At 57.4% G+C, this 22,157-nt stretch carries 18 protein-coding genes; 11 read left to right on the plus strand and 7 right to left on the minus strand.

Annotated elements, in window-relative coordinates; translation table 11 throughout:
* Window positions 1-226: 226 nt before the first annotated feature.
* A complete protein-coding gene (gene sfsA / locus VSX58_RS10215; protein WP_327617968.1) occupies window positions 227-937 on the minus strand; it encodes a DNA/RNA nuclease SfsA in 711 nt (236 codons plus the stop codon).
* Between the two features lie 7 nt (window positions 938-944).
* Entirely contained in the window at window positions 945-1,481 is a 537-nt protein-coding gene (thpR, locus tag VSX58_RS10220; RefSeq protein WP_327617969.1) for an RNA 2',3'-cyclic phosphodiesterase, read from the minus strand.
* Window positions 1,482-1,668: 187 nt separating this feature from the next.
* On the opposite strand from thpR, the gene hrpB reads away from it, so the two are divergent.
* A complete protein-coding gene (gene hrpB / locus VSX58_RS10225; protein WP_327617970.1) occupies window positions 1,669-4,113 on the plus strand; it encodes an ATP-dependent helicase HrpB in 2,445 nt (814 codons plus the stop codon).
* Between the two features lie 102 nt (window positions 4,114-4,215).
* Window positions 4,216-6,696: a bifunctional glycosyl transferase/transpeptidase gene (gene mrcB, locus VSX58_RS10230; RefSeq protein ID WP_327617971.1), complete on the plus strand. Its 2,481-nt coding sequence runs from the start codon at window positions 4,216-4,218 to the stop codon at window positions 6,694-6,696.
* 113 nt (window positions 6,697-6,809) lie between these two features.
* On the opposite strand, the gene VSX58_RS10235 is transcribed toward mrcB, so the two are convergent.
* Window positions 6,810-7,400, minus strand: a complete 591-nt coding sequence (locus VSX58_RS10235; RefSeq protein ID WP_327617973.1) for a LysE family translocator — start codon at window positions 7,398-7,400, stop codon at window positions 6,810-6,812.
* A 138-nt stretch (window positions 7,401-7,538) separates the two neighbouring features.
* Between VSX58_RS10235 and VSX58_RS10240 the strand changes: the two genes are divergently transcribed.
* Window positions 7,539-8,999, plus strand: a complete 1,461-nt coding sequence (locus VSX58_RS10240; protein ID WP_327618211.1) for an aminotransferase-like domain-containing protein — start codon at window positions 7,539-7,541, stop codon at window positions 8,997-8,999.
* Window positions 9,000-9,035: 36 nt separating this feature from the next.
* On the opposite strand, the gene hemL is transcribed toward VSX58_RS10240, so the two are convergent.
* Window positions 9,036-10,316, minus strand: a complete 1,281-nt coding sequence (hemL, locus tag VSX58_RS10245; RefSeq protein ID WP_327617975.1) for a glutamate-1-semialdehyde 2,1-aminomutase — start codon at window positions 10,314-10,316, stop codon at window positions 9,036-9,038.
* A 197-nt stretch (window positions 10,317-10,513) separates the two neighbouring features.
* Here hemL and clcA point away from each other — a divergent pair, with 197 nt between their 5' ends.
* Both clcA and erpA read left to right on the plus strand, forming a co-directional pair.
* The gene (gene clcA, locus VSX58_RS10250) at window positions 10,514-11,923 is read left to right on the plus strand and encodes a H(+)/Cl(-) exchange transporter ClcA (protein ID WP_407654862.1); all 1,410 of its coding nucleotides are present in this window, start codon (window positions 10,514-10,516) and stop codon (window positions 11,921-11,923) included.
* Between the two features lie 246 nt (window positions 11,924-12,169).
* Window positions 12,170-12,514: an iron-sulfur cluster insertion protein ErpA gene (erpA, locus tag VSX58_RS10255; RefSeq protein WP_327617977.1), complete on the plus strand. Its 345-nt coding sequence runs from the start codon at window positions 12,170-12,172 to the stop codon at window positions 12,512-12,514.
* 73 nt (window positions 12,515-12,587) lie between these two features.
* Here the strand turns inward: erpA and VSX58_RS10260 are convergent, their stop codons facing one another.
* From VSX58_RS10260 to mtnN, 3 genes are all read right to left on the minus strand, one after another.
* The gene (locus tag VSX58_RS10260; RefSeq protein WP_327617978.1) at window positions 12,588-12,869 is read right to left on the minus strand and encodes a hypothetical protein; all 282 of its coding nucleotides are present in this window, start codon (window positions 12,867-12,869) and stop codon (window positions 12,588-12,590) included.
* Between the two features lie 252 nt (window positions 12,870-13,121).
* Window positions 13,122-13,940 (minus strand): vitamin B12 ABC transporter substrate-binding protein BtuF, encoded by an 819-nt coding sequence (btuF, locus tag VSX58_RS10265; protein ID WP_327617979.1) that lies wholly within the window; start codon window positions 13,938-13,940, stop codon window positions 13,122-13,124.
* A gap of 7 nt (window positions 13,941-13,947) precedes the next feature.
* Entirely contained in the window at window positions 13,948-14,649 is a 702-nt protein-coding gene (gene mtnN, locus VSX58_RS10270; protein WP_327617980.1) for a 5'-methylthioadenosine/S-adenosylhomocysteine nucleosidase, read from the minus strand.
* 121 nt (window positions 14,650-14,770) lie between these two features.
* On the opposite strand from mtnN, the gene dgt reads away from it, so the two are divergent.
* The 6 genes from dgt to VSX58_RS10300 all read left to right on the plus strand — a co-directional run bounded on the left by dgt (window position 14,771) and on the right by VSX58_RS10300 (window position 22,144).
* A complete protein-coding gene (gene dgt, locus VSX58_RS10275; protein ID WP_327617981.1) occupies window positions 14,771-16,282 on the plus strand; it encodes a dGTPase in 1,512 nt (503 codons plus the stop codon).
* 179 nt (window positions 16,283-16,461) lie between these two features.
* Window positions 16,462-17,898: a serine endoprotease DegP gene (gene degP / locus VSX58_RS10280; RefSeq protein ID WP_327617982.1), complete on the plus strand. Its 1,437-nt coding sequence runs from the start codon at window positions 16,462-16,464 to the stop codon at window positions 17,896-17,898.
* A gap of 443 nt (window positions 17,899-18,341) precedes the next feature.
* Complete coding sequence (locus VSX58_RS10285; RefSeq protein ID WP_327618213.1) at window positions 18,342-19,352, plus strand: sulfate ABC transporter substrate-binding protein; 1,011 nt, start codon at window positions 18,342-18,344, stop codon at window positions 19,350-19,352.
* A gap of 106 nt (window positions 19,353-19,458) precedes the next feature.
* Window positions 19,459-20,271: a sulfate ABC transporter permease subunit CysT gene (gene cysT, locus VSX58_RS10290; protein ID WP_327617983.1), complete on the plus strand. Its 813-nt coding sequence runs from the start codon at window positions 19,459-19,461 to the stop codon at window positions 20,269-20,271.
* A gap of 9 nt (window positions 20,272-20,280) precedes the next feature.
* A complete protein-coding gene (gene cysW / locus VSX58_RS10295) occupies window positions 20,281-21,162 on the plus strand; it encodes a sulfate ABC transporter permease subunit CysW (protein WP_327617984.1) in 882 nt (293 codons plus the stop codon).
* Entirely contained in the window at window positions 21,152-22,144 is a 993-nt protein-coding gene (locus VSX58_RS10300) for a sulfate/molybdate ABC transporter ATP-binding protein (protein WP_327613643.1), read from the plus strand. The genes cysW and VSX58_RS10300 overlap by 11 nt, the downstream gene beginning before the upstream one ends.
* Window positions 22,145-22,157 lie beyond the last annotated feature (13 nt).

Below are 22,157 nucleotides of genomic sequence, written 5' to 3' on the forward strand. Positions count from 1 at the left end.
ATAACCTACCTGCGTAAGTGCGCCAGATGCATTCGTTTTGCCTTACTGCAAATCCAATTTACTGGGTATATCGACCCCCCAAGGGGGAAAACAGGCCGCTATAAATAGCAGATGAAGATTAGGTTGGCAATGCTTCCTGACACCGGCCTGATAAAGTGTGAGGAATAACGTCTTATCATCAGATGATAAACAAGGTGTTAGCATATTATTGCCATAATCACTTTATTTATCGTGCTATCAGTATCGGCAACGGCTCGGTTAATTTGATGCCGTCCGGGGATAATGTGGAGCCGTAACATAAAACTTCAACCCCCTGTTGTTGCGCTGCGGTGAATAATTCGGCATAACGCGGGTCAATATGCCGGGCGGGAGAAACCTGTTTGATTCCCGAATGCAACACCGCGAAAAATAGCACGGCCCGTTCGCCGTTGGCGGCCACCTGCCGCAGTTCGCGCAGGTGCTTTTGTCCTCTAAGGGTGACGGCGTCAGGGAAGTAACCCTGTCCATGTTGCAATAATGTAACGGATTTCACCTCAATATAGCAGTTAATCTTGTCCGGCGCCTGTAACAGCAGGTCGATGCGGCTGTTTTCCGCGCCATACTTCACTTCGCTCTGGCAGGAGGTATAGCCGGCCAGCGGCGCCACCCGGTTGGCCGATAACGCTTCGCGCAGTAGCGCGTTGGCGCGCAGCGTATTGACGCAAATCCAGTCGTTGCGCTGCGTTTCGGTCAACTCCCAGCTGTGCGGATATTTACGTTTGGGGTTATCCGAGGTGGAGTACCAGACGGTATCGCCGGGGGTTGCGCATCCGGTCATGGCGCCGGTATTGGCGCAGTGGATGGTGAGCGTTTTTCCCTCCGGCGTCACTACGTCGGCGAGAAAACGTTTGTAGCGCTTAATTAACCGGGCCGGCTGTAAGCGGGGCGTATATTGCATCGGGATCCTATTTTTGTTTTGTTAGCGGCCAGCTTGCGATGGTCTGATAGCGCGTTTTGCCATTTTCGAACAGCGACTGATACAGGGAAAAATGGCGCATGGCTACCGGCCAGTTGAAATCCGCGGGCGGCAGAGCGACCGGCCTGGTGGCGCCGCGCAGCAGGGTGATATGCGGGTGGAACGGCTGCGCGCTTTGATGGCAGCCGTTGCGCGCCGCCTGCGATCGCAGTAGATCGGCCAGTTGCAATAGCCCCCGGGGAGCCTGCCGGCAGCCCAGCCAGACGACGCCGGGGCGCGGCCAGTGGCCGGCATCGTTGAGGTCGAGCGTAAACTCAGCTTGGCCGATGCGTCCCGCCAGCGTACGCAGCGCCTGTTCCTTTTGCGCGCTGACCTCGCCGAGAAACGCGAGCGTCAGGTGAAGATTGGCGGCCGCAACCGGGCGGCCGGCCTCCGGCGGAAAACGCTCGGCGCGCCAGCGGACGATCTCCCGCTGCGCTTTTTCCGGCAGCGGTAGGGCAAAAAACAGGCGTCGGGTAGGCTGCATGTCGCTCTCTTAAGTTCTGATTCCATCCAATGCTACAATGTCGGCCGTTGAAAGTTAACTTTATACGGTAATACCGTTCACTTAAGCCGATTTTTAGGCGAAACGCAGAGGGAGGTTCCCGTCGGGACGCCTCGCCCCGGGTATCTCGACGCTTAAACGATCGGCATTAACCTTTACGGAGATTTCTGTGATTTTACCGCCCGTCAGCGCCGTACTGAATGAGGTGATAGCCGCGCTGCGCACCTCGCCTCAGGTCTTATTGCATGCGCCGACCGGCGCGGGGAAATCAACCTGGCTGCCGCTACAGCTGCTTCGTCAGGGCGCGCCGGACGGAAAGATCATTATGCTGGAGCCGCGTCGTCTGGCGGCGAAAAGCGTCGCCTGGCGTCTGGCGCAGCAGTTGGGCGAAGAGCCCGGCGGGACGGTGGGCTACCGGATGCGCGCGGAAAGCCGCGTCGGCCCGGCGACCCGCCTGGAAGTGGTCACCGAAGGCATTTTGACGCGCATGCTGCAGCAGGACGCCGAACTGAACGGCGTGGCGCTGGTTATCCTGGACGAATTTCATGAACGCAGCCTGCAGGCCGATCTGGCGCTGGCGCTGCTATTGGATGTGCAGCAAGGGCTGCGTGAGGATTTAAAGCTGCTGATCATGTCCGCCACGCTGGACAATGCGCGGCTTGCGGCGCTGCTGCCCGACGCGGCGGCGGTGGTTTCTGAAGGGCGCAGTTATCCGGTCGAGCGCCACTATTTTCCGTTAAACGGCCAGGAACGTCTGGAAGAGGGCGTCGCCCGTCAGGCGAGACGTTTATTGCACGAACAGCCCGGGTCGATGCTGCTGTTTTTACCCGGCGTGGCCGAAATCAAGCGGGTAAACGCCCTGCTGGCGGGCAGCGTGGCGGATGATGTCGACCTGTGCCCGCTGTACGGCGCCCTGACGCTGGCGGAGCAGCAGAAAGCCATTCTGCCGCCGGCGCAAGGACGGCGCAAGGTGGTGCTGGCGACCAACATTGCCGAAACCAGTCTAACCATCGAGGGCATTCGTCTGGTGGTGGACAGCGGCCTGGAACGCACGACGCGTTTTGACGTCAAAAGCGGTTTAACCCGTCTGGTGACGCAGCGCATCAGCCAGGCATCGATGGTGCAGCGCGCCGGGCGGGCCGGCAGGCTGTGCGCCGGTATTTGCTGGCACCTCTGTTCCCGTGAACAGGCCGAACGCGCCGCCGCACAGAGCGATGCCGAAATATTGAATAGCGATCTCAGCGGTTTTTGGCTGGATCTGTTGCAGTGGGGCTGCGCGGACGCCGGGCAATTAATCTGGCTGGATGCGCCGCCGCCGCCCGCTTTACAGGCGGCCGGCCGGCTGCTGCGCCAGCTCGCCGTTACCGACGGGCAGGGCAAGTTGACTGAGGAAGGACGGAAAGTCGCCGCCCTCGGGTGCGATCCGCGGCTGGCGGCGATGCTGATTACGGCACGGCGGCAGCATCGGGACGCGCTGGCGACGGCCGGATGCCTGGCGGCGATACTGGAAGAGCCGCCGCGCGGGGGAGCGATAAATCTGCTGGACTGGCTGCATCGTCCGCTGCCGCACTGGCTGCGGCGTTCGCAGCAGCTTGTGCGCCGGCTGTCGTCGGAGGCCGGCCGTATTGACGAGGGATGGGCCGCCTGGCTGCTGGCCCGGGGATTCGCCGATCGCATCGCCCGGCGGCGCGGTCAGGACGGCCGCTACCAACTGGCGAACGGCGCCGGGGCGATGATGCCGGCGGACGAGGCGCTGTCCGGCGCCGACTGGCTGCTGGCGCCCGCGCTATTACAGAACGACCATAATGCGGACGCGCGCATTCTGCTGGCGCTGCCGCTGGATATCGAACGTTTGGAGCAACAGGCGCCCGGCTTGATTAGCGAACATAATGTGGTGCGCTGGGACGAAGAAAAAGGTACGCTGCGCGCCAGCGAACAGAGTCGGATCGGCTGCCTGACGCTGCGTTCCCGTCCGTTGAATAAGCCCTCGGACGAGGCGTTGCAGCGGGCGATGTTGGCCTGGCTGCGGGAACAGGGGCTTGGCGCGCTGAATTGGGATACGGCGGCGCAACAGTTGCGCGTTCGGCTGCTGTGCGCCCGGCGGTGGCTGCCCGAGGTAAACTGGCCCGCGGCCGATGATGAGAGCCTGCTGGCGACGCTGGAGCTCTGGCTGCAGCCCTCTCTGTCCGGAGTCAGGGATTTACGCGCGCTGCGCCAAATCGATTTGAGCGAGGCGTTGATGCGTTTGCTGGATTGGCCTTTACGCCAGCGGCTGGATAGCGCGTTGCCCAGCCACTACACCGTGCCGGGCGGCAGCCGGCTGGCGATTACCTATTATGAGGATAAGCCGCCGGTATTGGCGGTGCGGATGCAGGAGATGTTCGGCGAGCGCCAGAGTCCGATGCTGGCGGAAGGGCGCGTCGCGCTGGTGCTGGAGCTGTTGTCGCCGGCCCAGCGCCCCTTGCAGATTACGCGCGATCTGGCGGCCTTCTGGCAGGGCGCTTATCGCGAAGTGCAAAAAGAGATGAAGGGGCGTTACCCCAAACATGTCTGGCCGGACGATCCGGCGAATGCGCTGCCGACGCGGCGCACCAAGAGATATCAGAAGCACTAATTTCAGATGTTTCCTCTTCCTTGAGCAGGGCGCGGGAAACAGAGTAAGGCGGCTTAAGCGTAAAGCGGATAGCTGTTACAACCTGACGGAGAAGCAACAAGCATGTCTCGGGATGACCGCGAACCTATTGGACGTAAAGGAAAAACGTCGGGACGTAAACCTGCGCGCAGGCAGGAGATTCGGCGCCGCAGGGATGATGACTATGATGACGATTATGAAGACGAACGGGATGAGTTTGATGACGATGACGGCGGCTATGATGATGAGGACGCAATGACGGGCAAACCGCGCAAGAGACGCCGCTGGCTGGGGCTGTTCATCAAGCTGGCGTTGATTTTCGCCGTGGCGATGGCGATTTACGGCGTATATCTCGATAGCCAAATTCGCACCCGCATCGAAGGCAAGGTATGGCAACTGCCGGCGGCGGTGTATGGACGTATGGTCAATCTTGAACCCGGCATGTCCTATAACCTGAAGGAGATGATCAGTCTGCTGGAGGGGATGCAGTACCGCCAGGTGAGCCGCATTACCCGTCCCGGCGAATTCAGCGTGCGCGGCAACAGCATTGAAATGCTGCGCCGGCCTTTCGATTTCCCCGACGGTAAAGAGGGGCAGATTCGCGCCCGTCTGACGTTCAGCAACGATCGTCTGGCGCAGATCCAGAATCTGGATAATCAGCGCAACTTCGGCTTCTTCCGTCTCGATCCGAAATTGATCACCATGATGCAGTCGCCGAACGGCGAGCAGCGTCTGTTCGTGCCGCGCTCCGGCTTCCCCGATCTGTTGGTGGATACCCTGGTGGCGACCGAGGATCGCCATTTTTATCAGCATGACGGCATCAGTTTCTATTCGATCGGCCGCGCGTTTTTAGCCAATATCACCGCCGGCCGGGCGATCCAGGGGGGCAGTACGCTGACGCAACAGCTGGTTAAAAACCTGTTCCTCACCAATGAGCGGTCCCTGTGGCGTAAGGCGAATGAAGCCTATATGGCGCTGATCATGGATTATCGCTACAGCAAAGATCGCATTCTGGAGCTGTATCTCAACGAAGTGTATCTCGGTCAGAGCGGCAGCGATCAGATCCGCGGATTCCCGCTGGCCAGCCTCTACTATTTCGGCCGCCCGGTGAATGAGCTCAGTCTCGATCAGCAGGCGCTACTGGTGGGCATGGTGAAAGGGGCGTCGCTGTATAACCCGTGGCGTAACCCCAAAATCACGCTGGAGCGCCGCAACCTGGTACTACGCTTGCTTCAGAATCAGCAGGTTATCGATGCCGATCTGTATAATATGCTGAGCGCGCGTCCGCTGGGCGTGCAGCCCAGGGGCGGCGTCATCAGCCCTCAGCCCGCCTTTATGCAGTTGGTGCGTCAGGAGTTGCAGCAAAGGCTGGGCGATAAGGTCAGCGATCTCTCCGGCGTGAAGATTTTCACTACCCTCGATCCCGTTTCGCAGGATGCGGCGGAAAAAGCGGTAGAGGAGGGGATTCCGGCCTTAAGGGCCGCGCGCGGCGTCAACGATCTGGAGGCCGCCATGGTGATCGTCGACCGTTTCAGCGGCGAGATCCGGGCGATGGTCGGCGGATCGCAGACCCAATATGCCGGCTTTAACCGCGCCCTGCAGGCGCGCCGCCCCGTCGGGTCGCTGGCCAAACCGGCCACCTATCTGACGGCGCTGAGCCAGCCGGACACCTATCGTCTGAATACCTGGCTGGCGGACGAGCCGCTGTCGATGAAGCAGCCCAACGGCCAGCTGTGGCAGCCGAAAAACTACGATCGCCAGTTCCGCGGGCGCGTGATGCTGGTCGATGCGCTGGCCAATTCGCTGAACGTGCCGACGGTCAATCTGGGGATGGCCGTCGGGTTGGATCAGGTGACGGCGACGCTGAAGAAGCTGGGTATTCCCGCCAACGTTATCGAACCCGTGCCATCAATGCTGCTGGGGGCGATTAGCCTGACGCCGATGGAAGTGGCGCAGGAGTATCAGACGATAGCCAGCGGCGGAAATCGCGCGCCGCTGTCGTCTTTACGCTCGGTGATCGCCGAAGACGGCACCGTGCTGTATCAGAGCTTCCCGCAGGCCGAACGCGCCGTTCCCGCCCAGGCGGCCTATCTGACGCTGTACGGCATGCAGCAGGTGGTGGAACGGGGGACTTCGCGTTCGCTGGCGGTCAAATTCCCGAATTATCATCTGGCGGCGAAAACCGGCACCACCAACGATCTGCGCGATAGCTGGTTTGCCGGTGTGGACGGCAAGGAAGTGGCGATAAGCTGGGTCGGGCGGGATAACAACGGGCCGGCGAAGCTGACCGGGGCGAATGGCGCATTGACGCTCTATCGCCGCTATCTGGAAAACCAGACGCCGCTGCCGCTGATGCTGACGCCGCCGGAAGGCATCACCGCCATGACCGTGGACGCCAACGGTAACTTTGTCTGTAACGGCAGCAGCGCCGGGCGGCGGCTGCCGGTCTGGACGGATAACCCGCAGGCGCTCTGCCAGTCCAGGCCGGCGCAGCAGGCGGCCCAGCCGGAGCAGCAAAACGGCGACGGCGTCGCGGACTGGATTAGGCAAATGTTCGGCCAGTAATTCTTCTTTTATCCCCCGAGCGTTCGGGGGATATTTTTTCGCATTATTTCTCAGACTGCCATCCTCCGCTTTTCCAATTTGATGCTGAAAAACGATAATTGACTCTCAATCTGTTATGCGGGAATGTCGATCGCCTCCAGCAGCATCCAAATAGCGGTGATCACCAGCGACAATGCCATAATCGTGTTGAACAACCGCAATTTCCAGGGCTCTTGAAGATGTTTGCCGATTTGGTCGCCAATTGCCGCCCATATCAGAATGCATGGCAGGTTTAGCGCCATGAAGGCGAACATGATGGTGAAAATGCCGCTGCTGGCGGTATAGAGCAATGCCACGTTACTGGCCATCAGCCAGGCCTTGGGGTTGACCGCCTGGAACAGCGCGCCCTGAAGCAGGGTCATCGGCTTGCTTTTCCTGCGTAATTCCGGTGCGGACGCCCGTACGATTTTCCAGGAAAGCCACAGCAGATAGCCGCATCCCAGCACGGTGAGCGGCAGTCTTACCGCGCTCATCCAGCTCAGCAGCCACTCCAGCGCCACGCCCATCAGTGCCGTTTGCACCCCGCAGCCAAGCATAATGCCCAATAGCATCGGCAGGGTGCGGCGTATGCCGAAATTGACCCCGGAGGTCGCCAGCAGCAGGTTGTTGGGACCGGGAGTAATCGACATGACGGTAACGTAGCTGAAAAAAGAGGGATCGAGCATGGTGCTTTCCTTATAACGCTGAATGAGAACGCCATAATAAGTGGAATAAAATAATGGTAACAGTTACAGGAAAATACTATTGTAATGAGCACAGTTTGGATTAATTCTTAATTGTACCCATCGATTGGCGAGGTGATTGTGTCCATTATCGATCCACAAGAAAATACGCTTTATCAGCAACTGGCCGAAACCTTTGCGGCGGCGATCCATCAGGGAACCTGGTTGCCGGGGAGCCGTTTACCGGCAATCCGTCGCGTAGCGGGATCGCATCAGGTTAGTGTGAATACCGTGCTTAATGCCTGGCGTATCCTTGAGGATCGCGGTCTGATCGAAGCCCGCCCGCAATCAGGCTATTTTGTGCGCGGACGTTTGCCGTCGTTGACGAAAACCCGGCAGCACCGTGCGCAGGTTATCTCGCCAAGCAGCGATAAATTGGATCTGATTGATTCGGTCTTTGCCGCGCAAAATCATCCCGATTACCTCAACATTTCTCTCGCCTGTCCACAAAATAGCGATTTTTATCCCGTCGCGAAGATCGGCCGTATTACCGCTTCGCTATTGCGCCGTCAGCCGGACATGATTGGCCGCTATGCCCTACCGCCCGGCAGTGAGCGGCTGCGGCGCGAAGTGGCGCGGCGGGCGATGGAGTCCGGCATGGCGTTGAGCGGCGGCGATATCACGGTGACCCATGGCTGCATGGAGGCATTGCAACTGGCATTACGGGCCGTGACCCGGCCGGGCGATTGCGTGGGGTTGGAAACGCCAACCTATTTTTACCTGTTTCCTCTGCTGGCTAGTCTGGGACTGAAAACGGTGGAAATTCCGACCAGCCCGCAGCGCGGGCTTTCATTGGACGCATTGGAGTTGCTGCTTTCAGAGCAACGGCTTCAGGCGATCGTCGCCATGCCCAATGTGCAGAATCCACTGGGTTGCAGCATGACGCTGGAGGATAAAAAGCGGCTGGCGAAACTGGTTAACGATTATCAAGTGCCGTTGATAGAAGACGGTTTGTATGGCGAGCTACAGTTTAGCTGGCCGCTCTCTCCGGCGGTTAAGGCGTTCGATCGTGACGGTTGGGTGATTTATTGTTCCAGTTTTACGAAAACGCTGGCGCCCGATTTCCGTATTGGCTGGATGGCCGCGGGGCGGTTCAGTGCGACGGTGGCGCGGCTAAAAGCGGTGTCGTCAATGGCGGAGTCTACTTTGCTGTCGGAGACGCTGGCGCAATTTCTGGAATCAGGCGGCTACGACCATCATCTGCGCACGTTGCGCCGCCGCTATGCCGCCCAGTTGGATGAGGCGCGCGGATTGATCGCCCGCCATTTTCCGCAAGGCACCCGCGCCACGCAACCGCAGGGCGGCTTTGTCTTCTGGCTGGAGATGCCGGGTAATGTGGACGGCGTAGCGTTGTTTCATCGCCTGTTGCAGGAGAAAATCAGCGTGACGCCCGGCGCGCTGTATACCCTGAGCGACCGCTGCCAACATGCGATTCGCCTCTCCTGCTGTTATCCCTTTGATGAGCGATACACCTACGCGCTTAAGCGCGCAGGCGCGCTGGCCTGCGAAATGAGCGGCATCGCGCCGGGCAGCGAAAGTTAGTCGCGCGTTACAATCTTCGTGACGCGCGATATGGGCTTACAGCTGCGCGAAGCTGCGGCGCGCAGCGTCGATAGTGCGCTCGATATCCTGCTGGCTGTGGGCCAGAGACATAAAGCCGGCTTCGAAGGCGGAAGGCGCCAGATAAACTCCCTCTTCCAACATCATATGAAAGAAACGTTTGAAACGCTCTACGTCGCTCGTCATCACCTCCTGATAGCAGGTGACGCGCTCTGCCGCGGTGAAAAATAGTCCAAACATCCCGCCAGCCTGATTGATCACCAGTGGAATATTGGCGTTTTTCGCCGCGGCCGCCAGTCCGTCGGCGAGCTGGCGGGTGAGCTCGGTAAGCCGCTGATGTACGCCGGGCTTGGCGACTTCCGTCAGGCAGGCGTAACCGGCCGCCATCGCGATGGGGTTGCCCGATAAAGTGCCGGCTTGATAAACCGGGCCGGTAGGCGCCAGCGCCTGCATTACTTCGCGCCGGCCGCCAAAGGCGCCCACCGGCATACCGCCGCCGATGATTTTGCCCAGGCAGGTCAAATCCGGCGTTACGCCGTAGTGCGCCTGCGCGCCGGCCAGCGCCACGCGAAATCCGGTCATCACTTCATCGATGATCAATAACGCGCCGAACTCGTCGCATAGCGCGCGCAGCCCCGGCAGAAACTCCGGCAGCGGAGGCACGCAGTTCATGTTGCCGGCGACGGGCTCGACGATAACCGCGGCGACCTCTTCAGGATATTGCTCAAAGGCGGCGCGTACCGATGCCAGGTCGTTGTAGGTACAGGTCAGGGTATGACGGGCGAAATCCGCCGGCACGCCAGGGGAGTTGGGCTGACCCAGCGTCAGGGCGCCGGAGCCGGCTTTTACCAGCAGGCAGTCCGCATGGCCGTGATAGCAGCCTTCGAACTTGATGATTTTATCGCGGCCGGTATAGCCGCGCGCCAAACGGATGGCGCTCATGGTCGCTTCGGTGCCGGAGTTGACCATGCGCACCATCTCCATGGTCGGCACCAGCGAGGTCACCAGCCGCGCCATCCGAACTTCCATTTCCGTCGGGGCGCCAAAGCTTAATCCGCGTTCGGCCGCGGCGATGACCGCCTGGCGTACGGCCGGGTGGTTATGTCCCAATATCATCGGCCCCCAGGAGCCGACGTAATCTATATAGGATTTGCCATCGGCATCGTAAAGATAGGCTCCGTCCGCCCGCTCGATGAACAGAGGCGCGCCGCCGACGCCGTTAAACGCGCGCACCGGCGAATTGACGCCGCCCGGAATGAGCTGTTGCGCCGCGGCGTACAGACTTTCAGATTTATTCATTAAAGGATCCTGACGTTACGTTTGTCGTGGAAAGTCAGGCCATTCTAATCAACTGACTACGGTTATGAAAATCGTTGTGCGACGATCGTTTTATTCCGATACGGGTTACGGGAGTGCTTTTGGGGTGCAATCTCATCGTTAAGGGTTAAAATTACTCCCTTTGTTCGTGACTTCTTCATTAGTTGATATGGATTCCTGTGACGAGATTGGCTTCCCCTTCTTTTCCCACCGATCGTAAACGCGGCGCTGCGATCGGGCAGTTTATGCGGCGTGATAAAACACCGGCTCTGATTTTGGCATTGGCGGCGCTGGTCGGCACTCTGGTCGGGTTGATCGGCGTCGCCTTTGAAAAAGCCGTAAACGGGGTTTTGGCTCTGCGAATGTCGGTATTGACTGAATCGGTGCGTGGTTGGATGGTATGGCCGACGGCATTTTTCATCTCCGCGCTGCTGGCGGTCTTTGGTTATTATCTGGTGCGGCGTTTTGCGCCTGAGGCGGGCGGATCGGGCATCCCCGAAATTGAAGGCGCGCTTGAGGAGCTGCGCCCGGTCCGCTGGCGGCGCGTGATTCCGGTGAAGTTTTTCGGCGGGATCGGTACGTTGGGATCCGGCATGGTGCTGGGGCGTGAGGGGCCGACGGTGCAACTGGGGGGGAATATCGGCGGCATGATCGCGGATCTCCTGCCCAAAAGGTTGCGCGACGGCCGCCACTCCTTATTGGCCGCGGGGGCGGCGGCGGGTCTGTCGGCGGCGTTTAATGCCCCGCTGGCGGGGATTTTGTTCATCATTGAAGAGATGCGTCCGCAGTTTCGTTACAGCCTCATTTCAATAAAAGCGGTATTCCTGGGCGTCATTATGTCGAGCATCGTATTCCGCTTGTTTAATGGTGAACAGGCGGTGATCGCCGTGGGGAAACTCGCCGCCGCGCCAGTCAATACCCTGTGGCTGTATCTGGTGCTGGGAATGGTTTTCGGCGTGGTCGGCGTGGTGTTCAACGCGCTGGTATTGCGCGCGCAGGCGCTTTTTTTACAGTTTCATGCCTCGAGTTTGCCGCGTTTTTTATTGGTCGGCGCGGTTGCCGGCGGCGTTTGCGGTATTTTATCCCTGCTGTTTAACGCGGCGACCGGCGGCGGTTTCGCGCTGATACCGCTGGCGGCGGCGGAACACTATAGCATCGGTCTGTTATTGATCATCTTCCTGGTTCGCGTCTTGATGACGCTGATCTGTTTCGGCTCGGGGGCGCCCGGCGGTATCTTTGCCCCGATGCTGGCGCTGGGAACGCTGCTCGGCGCCGCTTTTGGCATGGGGGCCGGTCAGCTATTTCCTGATTATGCGCTTGGCGCCGGAACCTTCGCGATTGCCGGAATGGGCGCATTATTCGCCGCATCCGTTCGGGCGCCGCTGACCGGCATCGTGCTGGTGCTGGAAATGACGGATAACTACCAATTGATTTTGCCGATGATCATCACCTGTCTGGGGGCGACGCTGCTGGCTCAGTTTTTGGGCGGGAAGCCGTTATATTCCGCTATCCTGGCGCGTACGCTCCAGCGTCAGGCGCCGGCGCTGCATGATAAGGGGCATCATGCGTCCGCCGATGTCAAATCTTGAACGTTTTAATTCGCTATTGAATAATAGGCGTCATACTTCAGGCTGCATGTGCGTTGGCTTTGTTGCCCGCTCATGACCCTAGGCCTTTCGCGGAAATGACGAACCCGGTGCGGGCTCACCCGACGGGCCAGCGTGTAGGCGTTGTGCAAAAACGCTTTGCCGTTTTTGTCCTGCAACTGGAATTATTTAGGGTATAATCGAATAAGTTGCGTATTACCTGATAAGAATTAGGTTGGGAGTAAGAAAATGAGCGATGAAGCGGTATTGCCTCTGCAATTTACCGATGCAGCGGCGAAAAAGGTGAAACTCCTGATTGCTGATGAGGAAAATCCGGAGCTGAAACTGCGGGTTTATATTACCGGGGGCGGTTGCAGCGGCTTCCAGTACGGTTTTACTTTTGACGATCGGGTCAACGAAGGGGATATGACCATTGAAAAGCAGGGCGTAGCGCTGGTGGTCGACCCCATGAGTCTGCAATACCTGGTCGGCGGCTCGGTCGACTACACCGAAGGTCTGGAAGGCTCGCGCTTTGTCGTCAGCAATCCGAATGCCAAAACCACCTGTGGCTGCGGTTCGTCTTTCAGTATCTGATTCACTTTTCCCGTCTAAAACGCTAAGCCCCGCGCAATCTGAACGCTTGCGCGGGGCTTTTTGCCGGATTGAATTACCACTCAATGGTAATCAGACGCGCTTCCTCCGCCTTGTTTTCTGCTGTGGCAACGGCTGACGCCTCCCGTTCAGTGGGTATCGGTATTCGCGATTCAGTGATTTTAGGTTGTGGCATACGGGCGACGTTGCATTTTATCTGATGGCGGTTGTGCGTTGATTCAACGCCGCATGCCGGCAGAATAACCAGTCTGGCGTCGATTTGTCCGCCGCTATTGCCCGCATAAGCCGGATCGCAGGCAGCCAGAAGCAAGCCCGCGCGGAGCAAGAAATATTTCATTTTCAGTTTACCCGGTGTTGAAAAGAGCCCGTTCAGGCTTAAAAATAATTTCTATCCTTCATCTTGCGCATTACCGGCGCGCGGCTATGGCAGACGAGGTTTTTGTCGGCGAGTTGCCTGTATTTCAATTAGTGTGGTGAGATTATAGGCAAATCGCCGCGGCGAAAACAGCGATGGTGTTACAAGATGTTTTATTTAAATAGTGATTAATAATTAATAAGTTAGATGACTTATCGTATAGGCTCCAATCTGTTAATCATTTTTTTTCAGTTCGGCCAATTGCCGGCAAATGTGCTGCGCCGCCAGCATTAGGCGCGGTCCGCTGCGGTTGAACCAATCCTCATTGACTTCGACGACCGGAACGGATAGCTGCGGCCGCCAAAATGCCTGCGTAGCGGCGGCGCCCTCTGAAGAACCGCTGATGATAATCGCCTGCGGCTTGCGCATTAACACCTGTTCCCGGCTGACCTGCGGCCAAGGCACCGGGCTGTCGCTGAAAATATTCCGCGCGCCGCACAGCGAGACGACCTGACTTTGCAAGGTGCCGTGCGCCGAAGTGAACAGCGGGTGGGAGCCAAACTGCATAAAAACCCGGATCGGGCGGTTGTCGGCGTATCGCCGCCGCAATTCCGCCAGCTGCCGGCGCAGCGCGGCGGCGGCCTGATCCGCCTGCTCGGGATGCGTACTGTAGTGCGCCAACTTTTCCAGCATGTTGGGAATATCATCAAGGGTTTTGGGATCCAGATAGACGATCGGAATGCCAAAATTGACGAGTTGCTCCAGCGGTCTTTGCGGATTGCCTTCGCGCCAGGCCAGAATGAGATCGGGTTTCAGCGCCAGGATCCGTTCAAGATTGATTCCCTGCCAGGAGGCGACCTGCTCCAGCTTACGGGCTTCGGGAGGATAGTCGGACCAGCTGCTGACCGCTACTAGCTGCGTTTCCATCCCGGCGGCGAATGCCATTTCGGTGGCATGCGGCGCCAGACTGATCACGCGCTGCGGCGCCGCGTTGGCCGCGGCTAAGGTAAAAAAGAGCAATACCCCGCAAAGAGAGTGAATCCGTAATTTCATTGTGAGGCTACCGACGTTCGGCCAGCGCTCGCAGCATGGTCTCTACCATGTGGGTGGATTGCCGGGCGGCCACCGCCAGAAATTCGTCGAAGCTCAGGTGCGATTCCTGGTCGGCGACATCGGAAATCGCCCGAACGATGACGAAAGGCAGCGCAAATTGGTGACAAACATGGGCGATTGCCGTGGCTTCCATCTCTACCGCGATAGCCTGAGGGAAGGTTTTACGGATGCGGGCCAGCGGCTCCGCGCCGTTGATAAACGCGTCGCCGCTGACGATCAGACCGCGCACCGCGTTCAGCTGTAGCTTGGCGATGGCGTCTTTGGCCAGCGCAATCAGCCCCTCATCCGCGATGAACGCCGCCGGGCAGCCGGCCATCTGTCCGGGTTCATAGCCGAAGGCGGTGACATCGGCGTCGTGATAGCGAACCTCATCGGAAACCACGATATCGCCGACCTTCAGCGTCGCGGCCAGTCCGCCGGCCGAGCCGGTGTTAATCACCATATCCGGCCGGCAGTGCTCCAGCAATAATGTGGTGCCCAGCGCGGCGGAAACTTTGCCGATGCCGGATTTTAACAAGGCGACATCAATGCCGTGTAATCGGCCGGTGTAAATTTCACAACCCGCGCGCCGTAGGGTCTGGCGGTTTTCGATACGATCGCGAAGCAGGGTAACTTCTTGCTCCATAGCTCCGATAATGCCGACTTTCATAGTATTCCCCACAAATTTTGTTATAAATAGCATGAGTGTAGCGTCGGCTAGTCTATCATGGCTTACGGGATGAGATGGAGTGCGGGGAGCAACGCCGCCGTCGTTTGACATGGGGAATGGTATGTCCGATATCGATTTTGCCAAGAAGATGAGTTTCCAGCGCCATTTCAGCCGCGCCAAAACGGCTGAGGATAGGTATGCGATCGTGCGTCAGTTTGAGAGCGATCGCGGGCGTATCGTCAACTCCGCCGCCATCCGCCGCCTGCAGCAAAAAACCCAGGTGTTTCCGCTGGAACGTAATGCCGCGGTCCGCTCCCGCCTGACGCACTCCATGGAGGTTCAGCAGGTCGGCCGCTACATCGCCAAAGAAATTCTGCACCGTCTGCAAGCGGAAGATCGGCTGCGGGAGTTAGGGCTGGCGGATGGCGAGGCGCCATTTGAAAGCATGGTGGAAATGGCGTGCCTGATGCACGACATTGGTAATCCGCCCTTTGGCCATTTTGGCGAATCGGCGATTAACCAGTGGTTTAGAAAACTTCTGGATATCGCTTATCTGGATGTCGAGGCCCGGCATGGTGAGGATGGCTGCAAGGTTGGCGCATTGCGTATGCGTCAGGATGGGCTTGACGATCTGCGTGGTCAAATCCGGCAGGATCTGAGCAACTTTGAAGGCAACGCCCAGGCAATCCGGCTGGTGCATACCTTGCTGAAGCTGAATCTCACCTACGGCCAGGTGGGATGCATACTGAAATATACCCGTCCCGCTTACTGGCGCGGAGAGCTTCCCGCGCAGTTCGATTATCTGATGAAGAAACCGGGTTATTACCTGGCGGAAGAGGCGTTCGTAACCGCGCTGCGCCAAGAACTGGGGATGGGGGAGTTTCACCGCCATCCGCTGACTTACATTATGGAGGCCGCCGACGATATTTCTTACTGCATCGCGGATCTGGAGGATGCCGTCGAGAAAGATATTCTGACGATCGACACGCTCTACGAACGTCTGCGGGAGAACTGGGACAGCGTCGGCGAGAAGGATATTTTTGCCAAAACCATCGGCCGCGCCTATGACGAGCGCGATCGTCTGAAGTGGCGCAGCCATGACGATCAGTTTTTCATGAATCTGCGGGTGTATACCGTCGGCCAACTGGTGCCTCATGCCGCGCAGCGCTTTATGGATAATCTGCCGGCAATTTATGCCGGGGCGTTTAATCAGGCGTTGCTGGAAGACGAAAGTCAGCCAAATAAATTACTGAAAATATTCAAGAGGGTGGCGATTAAGCATGTCTTTAACCACCATGAGGTGGAGCAGTTGGAGCTGCAGGGGGACCGGGTTATTCGCGGACTGCTGGATATCTACAGCCCGTTGCTTGAGATGCCGTGCCCGGAGTTCAGCCGGCTTGTGAATGATGATACCCATAAGCGCTATCCTATCGAAACCCGGCTTTACCATAAGCTATCGCGCAAACACTGCCTAGCTTACCGGGAGGCCGTGGAGAGCCTGCGACATCTCGCTTATGAAGAACAGGAAATCCGCGAGTATTATTTCCGGGCGCGCCTGCTGCAGGATTATATCAGCGGCATGACCGACCTTTATGCCTACGATGAATACCGGCGCCTGATGGCCGCGGAATAATAACTTTTGTAAAGAGACCCAATATTTTCTTACGGTTCAGCATCTTCCATTAATGAACCAAGTTGATCCATATTTATCTCATACAGCACGCCTCGTATCTGCCTCGTATCTTGACCGATAAGATAAAGGGTATAAAGGCTGTGAGAGCCCGATCGTTGATTACTGTGAGATATATTCCCATGAAAAGAAAATCACTGGTTTTAAGTGCGCTGACATTCAGTCTCGCAATGGCGATGGGACCGCTCGGCGCGAACGCGGCGGAGTTAGTCCCTTCTTCATCCTCCTCCAATCAACTGCCAAGCCTGGCCCCGATGCTGGAAAAAGTTATGCCTTCGGTAGTGAGTATCGCCGTAGAGGGACACACCAGCGTCGCCAGAGAACAGATCCCGCAGCAGCTGCAACCGTTCTTCGGCGAAGACTCCCCGTTCTGTCAGGACGGCTCCCCGTTTCAGCAGTCCCCCATGTGCCAGGGCGGGGATGAGGGCGACGGCTCGCCATCCCGCCAGCAGGCTTTTCAGGCATTGGGCGCGGGCGTGATCATCAACGCGGAAAAAGGCTATGTGGTAACGAATAACCATGTGGTGGACAATGCGGATAAAATTCAGGTTCGTCTCAATGACGGCCGTAAATATGACGCCAAGGTGATCGGCAGAGATCCCCGTTCCGACGTCGCGCTGGTGCAGCTACAGAGTTTCAAGAACCTGACGGCGATCAAAATGGCCGACTCCGATCAGCTGCGCGTGGGAGATTACACCGTTGCGATCGGCAACCCGTACGGCCTGGGCGAAACGGCGACCTCCGGGATCGTATCGGCGCTGGGGCGCAGCGGGCTGAATATCGAAAATTATGAAAACTTCATCCAAACCGACGCCGCCATCAACCGCGGCAACTCCGGCGGCGCGCTGGTTAACCTGAACGGCGAATTGATTGGCTTAAATACCGCGATTCTGGCGCCCGACGGCGGCAATATCGGCATCGGCTTTGCGATCCCCAGCAATATGGTGAAAAGCCTGGTCGCCCAGATCGTCGAATTCGGCGAAGTGAAGCGCGGCGAACTGGGCATCACCGGGACGGAGCTGAATTCGGAACTGGCCCAGGCGATGAAAGTCGATGCGCAGCGCGGCGCGTTCGTCAGCCAGGTGCAACCGAAATCGGCGGCGGCACAAGCGGGCATTAAGGCCGGTGACGTCATCGTGTCGCTAAACGGCAAGGCGATAAGCAGTTTCGCGGCATTGCGGGCGCAGGTCGGCTCATTGCCGGTCGGCAGCAAGCTGTCGCTGGGCCTGCTGCGTGACGGCAAACCCGTTACGGTGGAAGTTACGCTGCAGCAAAGCACTCAGGCGCAGGTGGCGTCGGGGAATCTGTATTCCGGCATTGAAGGCGCCGAATTAAGCAATACCCAGGTCGACGGCCAGAAAGGCGTCAAAGTCGATAACGTGAAGGCGGGATCGGCGGCGGCGAAAATCGGCTTGAAAAAGGATGACATTATCCTGGGCGTGAATCAGCAGCCGGTTCAGAACCTCGGCGAGCTGCGTAAAATTCTGGACAGCAAGCCGGCGGTGCTGGCGCTGAGCATCCGCCGCGGCGACAGTAATATTTATCTGTTGATGCAATAATCCGCGCGGTTAACGCCGGGTATTTTTATACCCGGCTCTGCCTTTTATCTTCGGGCGCCTGCGGGCGCTCTATTTACTTAGATTGAAAACTATTACATAACCATAAACAATATAACGCTATAGCATAAATTATCGCGAAACAGTATTTTTGCCACTTTCCCATATCCTCTATTGTCACTTCCGTATCGTTAGTTTGCTGGCCGTGCCGGCTGACTACGCAAATCAGCAACATTCTCGTTATTTTTATGGCGGGCGTTTTGACCGCCGCCTTGCGGACCCGCGCTGTGTAAAGCAAGCCGCCGGCGATTTTGGCGCTTAGCTAATGCAATACATCAGAAATGATAATGCATTAAGCGTTTGTTCCAGGGCGGAAGGCAGCCGAAATTGCTGTAATTTGAAAAATGACAGGTAAAAATACCGTTCAATTTTAGGGAGTGATAATGATGTCAATTCGCCGTCTGGGATTATCTCTTGCTACAGCAGCGCTACTGTTTTCCGGCGTCGCCTCCGCGGCAACAGAGTTACTGAATGTTTCTTACGACCCTACCCGTGAGCTTTATCAGCAATATAACGCCGCTTTTATCAAACATTGGAAAGAGACCACCGGCGAGGACGTCACCATTAAAAATTCGCACGGCGGATCGGGTAAACAGGCGCGATCCGTTATCGACGGCCTACAGGCCGACGTGGTAACGCTGGCGCTGGCCGGCGATATCGACGCGCTGAATTTGAATCAGCAAATCATCGATCCCAAATGGCAGGCTCGCCTGCCCGACAACAGTACGCCCTATACCTCCACCATCGTTTTTCTGGTGAGAAAGGGCAATCCCAAGCAAATTAAGGATTGGGGCGACCTGATTAAGCCGGGCGTTGAAGTGATTACGCCGAATCCGAAAACCTCCGGCGGGGCGCGCTGGAATTTCCTGGCGGCCTGGGCCTACGCCAAAGCGCAGCCCGGCGGCAATGACGAAACGGCGCTGAAATTCGTGACGGAGTTGTATCGCCATGCGCCGGTGCTGGATACCGGAGCCCGCGGGTCGACAATCAGTTTCGTGCAGCGTCAGTTGGGCGATGTGCTGCTGGCCTGGGAAAACGAAGCCTACCTCTCTTTGAAAGAGCAGGGCGGCGATCAGCTTGAAATTGTAACCCCGTCGCTCTCCATTCTGGCCGAACCCCCGGTCGCGGTGGTGGACAAGGTGGTCGATCGCAAAGGCACGCGCAAACAGGCGGATGCCTATCTGCAATACCTCTACAGCGATGAGGCGCAACGGATTATCGGTAAAAACTTCTATCGTCCGCGCAATGCCAAAATCGCCGAAGAGTTTAAAGCGCAGTTTGCGCCGGTGAATCTGGTCACCATCGATAAAGACTTCGGCGGTTGGAAAGCCGCACAGGATAAATTCTTCAACGATGGCGGCGTGTTCGACAAAATCTTCCAGGAAATTAATAAGTAAATAACGGATTTCTGATGTTGGAAAGCCGCTGAAACCAGCGGCTTTGATTCGTCGGCGAAGGTTTGGTTTTGCCAGAATCATTGAGTATGACTATTAAAGGCGCCGTATGTCACAACGTAGCTCCCCGGTAATTCCCGGTTTCGGATTAACTTTAGGTTTCAGCTTAAGTTATTTAGGGTTGATTGTACTTATTCCGTTGGCAGGGATGTTTCTTTACGCCAGCCAATTGACGCTGGCGCAGTTTTGGGACCTGATTACCAGCCGACAGGTGCTTTTCTCTCTTCGTCTCTCCTTTGGCACGGCGCTGATGGCCGCTTTTATCAACGGTATTCTGGGCACGCTGCTGGCATGGGTGTTAGTGCGCTACACCTTTCCCGGCCGCAAGGTCATTGACGCGATGATCGACATGCCTTTTGCGCTGCCGACGGCCGTGGCGGGGATCGCGCTGACGGCCCTGTATGCGCCGAACGGTCTGATCGGTTCGCTGTTTCCTTTTAAAATCGCCTATACCGGCATCGGCATTACGCTGGCGTTGATTTTCGTCACCCTGCCGTTTGTCGTCAGGACGCTGCAGCCCGTTTTGGCCGATATTCCGCAAGAGATCGAGGAGGCGGCGGCCTGTCTCGGCGCGCGTCCGCTGCAGGTATTCCGCCATGTGCTGATCCCGGCGCTGCTTCCCGCCTGGCTGACCGGCTTTGCGCTGGCGTTCGCCCGCGGCGTGGGGGAGTACGGTTCCGTGGTGTTTATCGCGGGCAATATTCCTTTTAAAACAGAAATCTTGCCGTTGCTGATCGTCTCTAAACTCGATCAGTATGATTATAAAGGCGCGACCGGAATTGGCGTATTTATGCTGCTGGTGTCTTTCATTATGTTGCTGCTGATTAATTTACTGCAGCGCCGTATTCAACCGAAACTGTAGGCAGCGGCGATGGAACAGGTTATTTCTACTCAAACCCGGTCGGTAAAATCTCCCAAAAAACCGGCGGCGTACTACGTTTTGGTTTCACTGGCGTGGATCGTCTTTTTTCTGATTCTGGTTCTGCCGCTATTGATGGTGGTAACGCAGGGGCTGCATAACGGCATCGGCGCATTCTGGGATGCCATTACCGAGCCTGATGCCATCTCCGCGCTCAAGCTGACGCTACTGGCAACGGTAATTTCGGTGCCGCTTAACGTCGTCTTCGGCCTGGCGACGGCGTGGTGCGTAACCAAGTTTGAATTCCGCGGTAAAAGTTTTTTGCTGGCGTTGATCGATTTGCCGTTTTCCGTCTCTCCGGTGGTCGCCGGTCTGGTCTATGTTCTGCTGTTTGGCGCGCAAAGCCAGCTGTATCCGTTTCTGACCGCGCATAATCTGGAGATCGTCTATGCGGTGCCGGGAATTGTGCTGGCGACCATTTTCGTTACGCTGCCTTATGTGGCGCGCGAATTGATTCCCTTGATGGAGCAGCAGGGATCGCAGGAAGAAGAGGCGGCCAGACTGCTGGGCGCCAACGGCTGGCAGATGTTCTGGCACATCACCCTGCCCAACGTAAAGTGGGCGTTGATCTATGGCGTGGTGCTATGCACCGCCAGAGCGATGGGCGAGTTCGGCGCGGTTTCCGTCATTTCCGGGCATATCCGCGGGCTGACCAATACGCTGCCGCTGCATATCGAAATTCTTTACAACGAATACAATATCGTCGCCGCTTTTAGCGTGGCGATTCTGCTGTTAGTGATGTCGCTGGTCGTTCTATTGCTGCGCCAGTGGAGTGAGAGCCGCCTGACGAAGCAAATAGAGAAACAACAGGAGTTGACCAAAAATGAGCATTGAGATCCGCAATATTAATAAACAATTTGGTCAGTTTCAGGCTCTGAATCAAATTAACCTCGCCATTCAGAGCGGCGAGCTGGTGGCGCTGCTGGGGCCGTCCGGGTGTGGTAAAACCACGCTGTTGCGTATTATCGCCGGCTTGGAGCAGCCGGATAGCGGCAGTATTATTTTTCACGGCGAAGATGTCTCCATTCACGATGTGCGCAAGCGTAACGTGGGGTTCGTTTTCCAGCACTATGCCTTATTCCGCCATATGACGGTGTTCGACAATGTGGCGTTTGGGCTGCGCATGAAGCCGAAAAATATCCGTCCGTCGAAACGCGATATTGAAAAGCGGGTGCATGAGCTGCTCGGCCTGGTTCAACTGGACTGGCTGGCGGATCGTTATCCTGAACAGCTGTCCGGCGGCCAGCGCCAGCGCATCGCCCTGGCCAGAGCGCTGATCGTCGAACCCAGCATTCTGCTGCTGGACGAGCCTTTTGGCGCGCTGGACGCCAAAGTGCGTAAAGAGCTGCGCCGCTGGCTGTCGCGGCTGCATGAGGACATCAATCTGACATCGGTGTTTGTTACCCACGATCAGGAAGAGGCGATGGAAGTCGCCGATCGTATCGTATTGATGAATAAAGGCGTTATTGAGCAAATCGGCTCGCCCGACGAAGTCTATAACCGTCCGGCCAGCGAGTTTGTCTACCACTTCCTGGGCGACAGCAACCAACTGAAAATCGAACAGACGGATGAAACTATTCTGTTTCGTCCGCATGAGGTGGCGCTATCCGTTCAGGCGCAGGATGGCTATCAGCCGGTTATTGTGCGCGACATTCGCCCGCTGGGCGCCTTGACCCGCCTGTCACTCAAGATCGGCAATCAGCAGGAGCTGATTGAGGCTGAGGTAGCGCGGGACGATATTAGCCTGAACGGTTTGCAAAAAGGGGACGTTATCCAGTTCAAGCCTAAGCGCTATAACCATGACTGGGAAATCTGATCGTTTTCGCCAG

It is taken from the genome of Brenneria populi (genome assembly GCF_036016195.1).
Taxonomy (GTDB): domain Bacteria; phylum Pseudomonadota; class Gammaproteobacteria; order Enterobacterales; family Enterobacteriaceae; genus Brenneria; species Brenneria populi.